This is a genomic window from Methyloparacoccus murrellii, assembly GCF_054657115.1.
In genome coordinates, this window is sequence record NZ_BAAHXD010000075.1 from 1 (window position 1) to 6,992 (window position 6,992).

General features: G+C 66.5%; 9 protein-coding genes. 4 read left to right on the forward strand and 5 right to left on the reverse strand.

Annotation, left to right across the window (positions count from 1 at the left end):
• Both ACYQ1H_RS14925 and ACYQ1H_RS14930 read left to right on the forward strand, forming a co-directional pair.
• Window positions 1–353: ATP-binding protein (locus ACYQ1H_RS14925; RefSeq protein WP_460028838.1), on the forward strand; the 353-nt coding region annotated here is incomplete at its 5' end.
• Complete coding sequence (locus ACYQ1H_RS14930; RefSeq protein ID WP_460028839.1) at window positions 350–985, forward strand: response regulator transcription factor; 636 nt, start codon at window positions 350–352, stop codon at window positions 983–985. The genes ACYQ1H_RS14925 and ACYQ1H_RS14930, both read left to right, overlap by 4 nt.
• Here the strand turns inward: ACYQ1H_RS14930 and ACYQ1H_RS14935 are convergent.
• The 5 genes from ACYQ1H_RS14935 to ACYQ1H_RS14955 all read right to left on the reverse strand — a co-directional run bounded on the left by ACYQ1H_RS14935 (window position 982) and on the right by ACYQ1H_RS14955 (window position 5,968).
• On the reverse strand, window positions 982–2,433 hold the full coding sequence (locus tag ACYQ1H_RS14935; RefSeq protein ID WP_460028840.1) for an efflux transporter outer membrane subunit: 1,452 nt from the start codon (window positions 2,431–2,433) through the stop codon (window positions 982–984). The genes ACYQ1H_RS14930 and ACYQ1H_RS14935 overlap by 4 nt on opposite strands.
• The gene (locus tag ACYQ1H_RS14940; RefSeq protein ID WP_460028841.1) at window positions 2,430–3,401 is read right to left on the reverse strand and encodes an efflux RND transporter periplasmic adaptor subunit; all 972 of its coding nucleotides are present in this window, start codon (window positions 3,399–3,401) and stop codon (window positions 2,430–2,432) included. Before ACYQ1H_RS14940 ends, ACYQ1H_RS14935 begins: the two co-directional genes overlap by 4 nt.
• Window positions 3,402–3,471: 70 nt before the next feature.
• A complete protein-coding gene (locus ACYQ1H_RS14945; RefSeq protein WP_460028842.1) occupies window positions 3,472–4,167 on the reverse strand; it encodes an ABC transporter ATP-binding protein in 696 nt (231 codons plus the stop codon).
• A gap of 5 nt (window positions 4,168–4,172) precedes the next feature.
• Window positions 4,173–5,327 (reverse strand): ABC transporter permease, encoded by a 1,155-nt coding sequence (locus ACYQ1H_RS14950; protein WP_460028843.1) that lies wholly within the window; start codon window positions 5,325–5,327, stop codon window positions 4,173–4,175.
• Window positions 5,324–5,968, reverse strand: coding sequence for a CerR family C-terminal domain-containing protein (locus ACYQ1H_RS14955; RefSeq protein ID WP_460028844.1), 645 nt, complete (start codon window positions 5,966–5,968; stop codon window positions 5,324–5,326). Before ACYQ1H_RS14955 ends, ACYQ1H_RS14950 begins: the two co-directional genes overlap by 4 nt.
• 140 nt (window positions 5,969–6,108) lie before the next feature.
• Between ACYQ1H_RS14955 and greB the strand changes: the two genes are divergently transcribed.
• Both greB and ACYQ1H_RS14965 read left to right on the forward strand, forming a co-directional pair.
• Window positions 6,109–6,603 (forward strand): transcription elongation factor GreB, encoded by a 495-nt coding sequence (gene greB, locus ACYQ1H_RS14960; RefSeq protein WP_460028845.1) that lies wholly within the window; start codon window positions 6,109–6,111, stop codon window positions 6,601–6,603.
• Window positions 6,604–6,750: 147 nt separating this feature from the next.
• Window positions 6,751–6,992, forward strand: a 242-nt coding sequence (locus tag ACYQ1H_RS14965) for a hypothetical protein (protein WP_460028846.1), incomplete at its 3' end; no start/stop codon positions are given.

A 6,992-nucleotide genomic window follows, 5' to 3' on the forward strand; every position in this document is an offset into this window, starting at 1 on the left:
GGCAGCGCATACATCTTCAGCAATTGCTGTTGAACCTGATCCTGAATGCGGTCGATGCCATGGAGCCACGCCCGGTTTCGGCGCGGCAGCTCGTCATCGCCGGCCAGCAGCTGGACGACGCGGCGGTGGAAATCAGTCTGACCGACACCGGCATCGGTTTTCCCGCCGATCAGGCGCAGGCGATCTTCGAGCCGTTCGTGACCAGCAAGCGCGATGGCATCGGGCTTGGCTTGTCCATCTGCAAGAGTATCGTCGAGGCGCACGGCGGCGAGATCCGGGCTGTCTCCAGTCCGGCCGGCTCCACCTTCACCGTCCGCTTGCCGGTGGCCAGCGCCGCGAGTCAACGCGCATGAGCGAAGAGAGCCGGGTCTTTGTGATCGACGACGATGCCGACATGCGGCTGTCCCTGCAATGGCTGCTCGAATCGGCAGGCCTGCGGGTGTGGCTGTTCGACTCGGCGGAAGCCTTTCTGGCCGCGGATGTCCATCGCCAGCCCGGCTGCCTGCTGCTCGATGTCCGCATGCCCGGGATGGGCGGTATCCGCCTGCTCGAACAGCTCGGGCGCATGGGTTGCCGCTTGCCGGTGATCATGTTCACCGGGCACGGCGATATCGCGATGGCGGTGCAGACCATGAAGGCCGGCGCCTTCGATTTTCTGGAAAAACCCGCCAGCCATCAGCTCATCATCGGCCGCGTGCAGGAGGCGCTGGAAAAGGACCGTCTGCAGCGCAGCCGGCAGCAGGATCTCTCGGACATGGAACAGCGGTTGCAGCAGCTGACGCCGCGCGAGCGGGAAATCCTCGAGCGCCTGACCGAGGGACTTTCGACCCGCGAGATATCCGCCTGCTTCGGCATCAGCGAGCGCACGGTCGAGAAGCACCGCGAGCGGCTGATCCAGAAGCTGAATGCCCGCTCCGTCGTCGATGTGGTGCGCCGCGTGCTGGAGCATCGCAACGGCGCGGAGGCTTCCCCGACGGCACCCTAGCCGGGGCCGGTCTCGGCGTGGGGTGGCGGTTCCATCGGTTGCCAGCCGCCACCCAGCGCCTTGTACAGCGCCACGAGGCTGGTGGCGATGCGGGCATTGCTGGCCACCAGGCTGCTCTGGGCAAGGTACAGCGCCCGCTGTGCCTCCAGCACGTTGAGAAATGCCGTCAGTCCCCGCAGGTAGCGCTCCTCGGACAGGGTCACCGCCAGCGCGTTGGCCGTCACCGACGCGCTCAGCGCACGGCGGCGGTCCTGTTCCCGCTGATAAGCCACCAGCGCGTCCTCCACTTCCCGGAAGGCCGTGAGGATGCTCTGCTGATAGGCCAGCAGGGCCTGCTGCTGCTGGGCGCTGGCCTTGTCGATCTCGGCCTGGATGCGGCCCCAGTTGAAGATCGGCGTGCTGATGCCGCCCGCCATCGCCCAGGATTTACCCACCGGCGTGAAGTCCGACAGGCGGGTATTCTGCAGCCCCAGGAAGCCGGTCAGGTTCAGCTTGGGGTAGAGCTGGGCCGTGGCCGTGCCGACGTCGGCGGTTGCCGCTGCCAGCTGGCGTTCCGCCTGCAGGATGTCCGGGCGGCGGCGCAACAGCTCCGAGGGCAGGTCGGCGATCACATCGGTCGGTGCCGCCGGCACCGGGGTCTGCATCTCCAGCAGATACAGCAGGGTGTCGGGCGATTTACCCAGCAGCACCGCCAGGGCGTGCGCGTCCTGGCGCGCGGCGATCTCGTAGGCGGGCAGCTGCGAGCGGGTGGTTTCCAGCTGCGCCTGTTGCTGCGCCACTTCCTGCTGGCTGTCCAGGCCGGCGCCCGCGCGCGCCATCGTCAGTTGCAGGGTGTCCTCCTGGGTAGCCAGATTGGCCCGGGTGATGGCCATCTGCTGCTGGTTGGCGCGCAGGTCGATGTACAGCCGCGCCACCTCGCCTAGCAGCGATACCAGCACGGCGCGGCGGTAGTCCTGCTCGGCCTCGATCATCGCCTGGGCCGATTCGATGCGCCGGAACAGGCCACCGGCGGGATCGATTTCCCACTGCACGTCGAAGCCGGCCTGGATGATGTCGATCAGGTTGTTGCCGAAATAGCCGCCCGCTGCGGGGTTGCTCAGGCCGCCGCCGCCGGTGATGAAATCGTTGCGCCGCTGGCTGGCGTTGGCGCGGCCCTGGAGGCTGGGCAGCCCGGTGGCGATGGTGCGCTGGCGTTCCGCCCGGGCGGCGAGAATCCGCTGCCCGGTCTGGCGGATGTCGAGATTGAAGGCGGCAGCCTCCCGGATGAGCCGGTCGAGTACCGGATCCTTGAAGACCGTCCACCAGGCATCCGGTGGCGGAATGTTGTGGTGGTCGCGGGCGCCGGCATACTTGCCCGGCGTGCCGACCTCGGGCAGACGGTAATCGGGACCGACCATGCAGCCGGCGAGTCCCAGCGCCGCCAGCAGCAGTGCGAGCGCCCGGCTCACGGCGGCGTGGCCGCTGTCGGCGGCCGCATGGCTTCCTGGCCGGGCGCCTCGATGAAGACGTCGACCTGCTGGCCGACGTAGGCGGGCAGGCGCTCGCGGTCGAAGCGGTAGAGCGCCTGCAGCACACGCATGTCCACCCGCTCGGTGCTGTCGCCGGTCAGTGACCGCTTGGGTACCACATAGGGCTCCACGTAGGCCAGCGTCAGCGGCGTGCTGAATTCCCGGTTGCCGCGCAGGTAGGCGATGGCGCGGCCACCCGGGCGAAAGCGCCAGGCGTCGTTCTCGTCGATATCCACGCGCACGTGCAGCTGGTCCAGGTTGCCCATGACCAGCAGCGGTGTCGTCAGCGGTCCGGCTATGGCGTATTCCCCGGGGCGGATGTTGACCTGCAATATCTCGCCGTCCATCGGTGCCCGGACCGTCAGCCGGTCGAGATTGGTTTCGGCGGCGGCGAGCTGGGCCTCCGCCTGCTGCACCTGCGCCCTGGCGCTGTCCAGCCGTGCCCTGGCGATCAGCACGGCATTGCGGCGGCGTTCCAGTTCCTCGGCGCTGATGGCGCGGCGGTCGGTGACGGCCTCCGCCAGCCGCTGCAAGGTCTGCGCATCGGTCAGTCCGGCGCTGGCCTCAGCCACGGCCGCCCGGGCGCGGGCAAGGTCGGCCCGGCGCATGGCCAGCACCGCCCGCGCGTCGCGGTCGTCGACGCTGAACAGCACCGTGCCCGCCCTGACTTGGTCGCCTACCTTCACCGACAGCGTCTGCACCAGGCCGGGCAGCGCCGCGCCGATGGCGACGTTGCGGTTCTGCGCCTCGATGATCCCGGAGCCGGCGATGAAGGTGCCGAAGGGCGCCTCGGCGGGCTGCACGACCGCCGGCGCCACCGGCACCGGCCGGTTGCCGTTCACGACCGTGTAAACGCCGAAGGCGAAGCCGGCCAGGGCCAGGGCGGGGAGGGTGTATTTGGGCAACATCGCTCAATGTCCGGGCGGCAGCGGACGGATCGCCGGCAGCGTACGCGGCGCCGGCGGGGTGCGGGAACCTTCAGGCATGTCTGTCCTCCAGCGTGATGATGTGGCCGTCGTCCATGTGGGCGATGCTGTCGGCGAACTCGAAGATGCGGGCGTCATGGGTGACGATGATCAGGGCCTTGCGCTCGTCCAGGGCGACGGTCTTGAGCAGTTCCATGACCTTATGCCCGGTGTCGTGATCCAGCGCGCTGGTGGGCTCGTCGCAGACGATCAGCCGCGGGTTGTGCACCAGCGCCCGGGCGATGGCGACGCGCTGCTGCTGGCCGCCGGACAGCTGCGCCGGCAGCGAGCCCAGCCGCTCACCGAGGCCGACGCGCGCCAGCATCGCCGCTGCCCGCCGCGTGGCCTCCGGCCGCTTGAAGCCATTGATGATGAGCGGGATGGCGGCATTCTCCACCGCCGTCAGGGTCGGCAGCAGGTTGTAGGCCTGGAACACGAAGCCGATGTTCTCGGCACGGAAGCGCAGGCGTTCCTTCTGTCTCAGGTGCAGAAGATCCTCGCCGAACACCTGGCACAGGCCGGCGTCCTGGTCGAGGATGCCGGCGATCACCGAGATCAGCGTGGTCTTGCCGCAGCCGGACGGCCCCACCAGCATCATCAGCCGGCCGGTGTGGATGTCGAGGTCGACGCCCCGCAGCGCCATGACCTTCTGGTCGCCGGTGTCGTAGGTCTTGACCAGGTCGCGGCAATGAACGGCCAGTTGTGCCATGCCGGCTAGCCCTTGAAGACCACGGCCGGTTCCAGCGCGATCACCTTGCGAATGCTGACCAGCGCCGCGAAGATGCAGATCAGCGTCACGCCCAGCCCGCTGAACAGCAGCAGCTGCCAGGGAAACTTGAAGGCCAGGATGGTGTTGCGCATGCTCCAGCCGAACAGCGAGGTCAGCCCCACGCCCAGGCCATAGCCGATCACGCCCACCAGGGCCGCCTGCAGCAGGATCATGCGCAGCAGCGTGCCGTTGCTGGCGCCCATCGCCTTCAGCACGCCGAACTGGCGCAGGTTCTCCATGGTGAAGCTGTAGAAGGTCTGGCCGGCGATCGCGGCACCGACGATGAAGCCCAGCAGCACCGACATGCCGAAATTGATCGGAATGCCGGTGTTCTTCATGAAGTAGGTGTAGGTCAGCCGCTTGAACTCGGCCTGGGTATAGGCGGCCAGGCCGGTGGTGTCCTGGATGCGCGTCTTCAGCGCCATGAGATCGGTGCCCGGTTTCGCCTTGACCAGCACGAAGGACAGCAGCTTGCGCTCCCGTGGCGCGTACAGCATGGCCCGGCTGTAGGTGGTGTAGATCACCGGCTGCGACTGGAAGGTGCGGGTGTTCCTGGCGATGCCGACGACGATGGCGCGGCGGTCGTTGAGTTCCAGGGTGTCGCCAACCTTGAGCGGGATTGGCTGGCCGTCCGGCCCCGGCATGCCCAGTTTTTCCACCGCCCCGTCGCGGTCGACGATCACGGCGTCGGCGCGGCGGAGATCCTCCAGCCGGCCCTCCAGCATTTCCGGCGGGCCGCCGATCAGCGTGGCGTCGTCCAGGCCGATCAGGTTGCAGGTCTGGAAGTTGCCGTTGGTCAGCCGCGCCTTGATCAGCCCCTTGTACAGCGGCATCGCCCACTCCACCCCCTCGATGCCGCGCACCCGGTACAGCTCCATGTCCTGCAGCGGCTTGACGTCGTCGATGAACTGCACCTTGGGGTCCATCACCCAGATGTCCGGCAGGCCGACATCGGTGATGAAGCTGAAGGTCCGCATCATGATGCCGATGAAGATGGCCGGTTGCTGGGTCATGATCAGCGAGGCGAAGGTCAGGCCCATGACGATGCCGAGATACTTGCCGCGATCGCCCATCAGCATCTTCAACGCGATGTAGTTCATGCGTCCTGCTCCCGCCCCAGCTGCCGCAGCACCGCCAGCGAGAACCGGTAGATCAGTTCGGCGGTGCGCTCGATGGCCTCGGGACCGGTGAAGAGCTCCGGGCACATCCGCTCGATCATGGGTCGCGAGTGCCGGTAGACCAGACACTGGCCGATGATCTGGAGGATCAGCCGGTCGATGTCCGCCGGCGCCCAGTCGCTGCCCGCCAGCCGCGGTACGATGTCCCGCAGGGCTTGGAAGCGCGGCCGCATGACCGTGTCGACGAGATAGTCCAGCGCCCCGGTCGGGTCGACGATCTCGCGGGCCAGCAGCTGCGCGTGAAAGCCCAGGTGGCTGTCGTCCAGCAGCCGCGAGAGGAGCGAACGGATGAAGAACCGCAGCCGGTCCTCGGGCGGCAGGGTGGCGTCGGCGAAGGCGATCTGTGGATACTTGCGGTCCGCTTCCCGGAACGCGTACATGAGCGCCTCGCGATACAGCGCCTCCTTGCTGCGGAAGTAGTAGTTGACCGAGGCCACGTTGACCTCCGCCCGGGTGCAGATCTCGCGGACGGTGGCCGCCTTGAAGCCATGCTCGGCAAAGATCTCCAGCGCCGCCCGCAGAATGCGGTCGCGGGTCAGGTCGGGTTCGTCGGTCGGGGACATGGGCAGCTTTCAAACATCAGTTTGAATTATCTTATTGAAACAACTGTTTTGTCGTCAAGTGCAGGCTTTCGGTCGCCGCCGCCCGGGTATGCGGCTTGCTATACTTGCCGCCCTTTCCATACCTCCCGTCGCCATCCGCCATGTCCCGCTGGCGCCCGCCTTCGCCCAGATCGTCACCCTACATCACGGCCGACGGCGCCCGCCGGCTGGAGGCCGAACTCCGGCAACTGTGGGTGCGGCGCGCCGAGGTGACCCAGCACCTGGCGGCGGCCGCAGCCGAGGGCGACCGCTCGGAGAACGCCGAGTACATCTACCGCAAGAAGGAGCTGCGCGAGATCGATCGCCGCCTGCGCTACCTGCAGAAGCGCCTGCCGGCGCTGACCGTGGTCGGCGAACTGCCCGGCAACCGGGAGCGGGTCTTCTTCGGCGCCTGGGTGACGCTGGAGGATGCGGCCGGCGAGGAAAGCACCTTCCGCATCGTCGGTGCCGACGAGATCGACCCGCAGCAGGGCTGGATCAGCATCGACTCACCCATGGCCAAGGCACTCCTGAAGAAGACCATAGATGAGGAAATCCAGGTCGTGGTCCCGTCCGGGTTGGCCAGTTGGTTCATCGTCGATGTTCGGTATGAGTGAGGCGCACCCAGCCAAGCAAGCCTGCATCATCCGTCGTGTTGGGTTACGCTTTACTACTGACGCGGACAAGAGCGGCGGGTCTGATGCTTTCCAAAAGTAGCCTTTCATTTGTAAGGCCGATATCACGTTAGATTTAGAGGACTAGGTATGGAGTTCTTTTCGGGCTTCAAGTGGGCTGTCCCTATCGCATTTTCGGAAGCCGTATCCCTGTGTCGTTTTGAAGAGGGCGACATTGTATTTGATACAGCGAAGGCTTACGACGATGGTTGGGAAAAGGCTAGTGAACATATTGAGCACTCACTGCAGGTGCGATATCCGGCGCGTGCCACCGGGGGCGCTACGAAAGAAAGAGGTGGGGTGTTTAGAAGCAACTGGAATTCGGAAGTTAG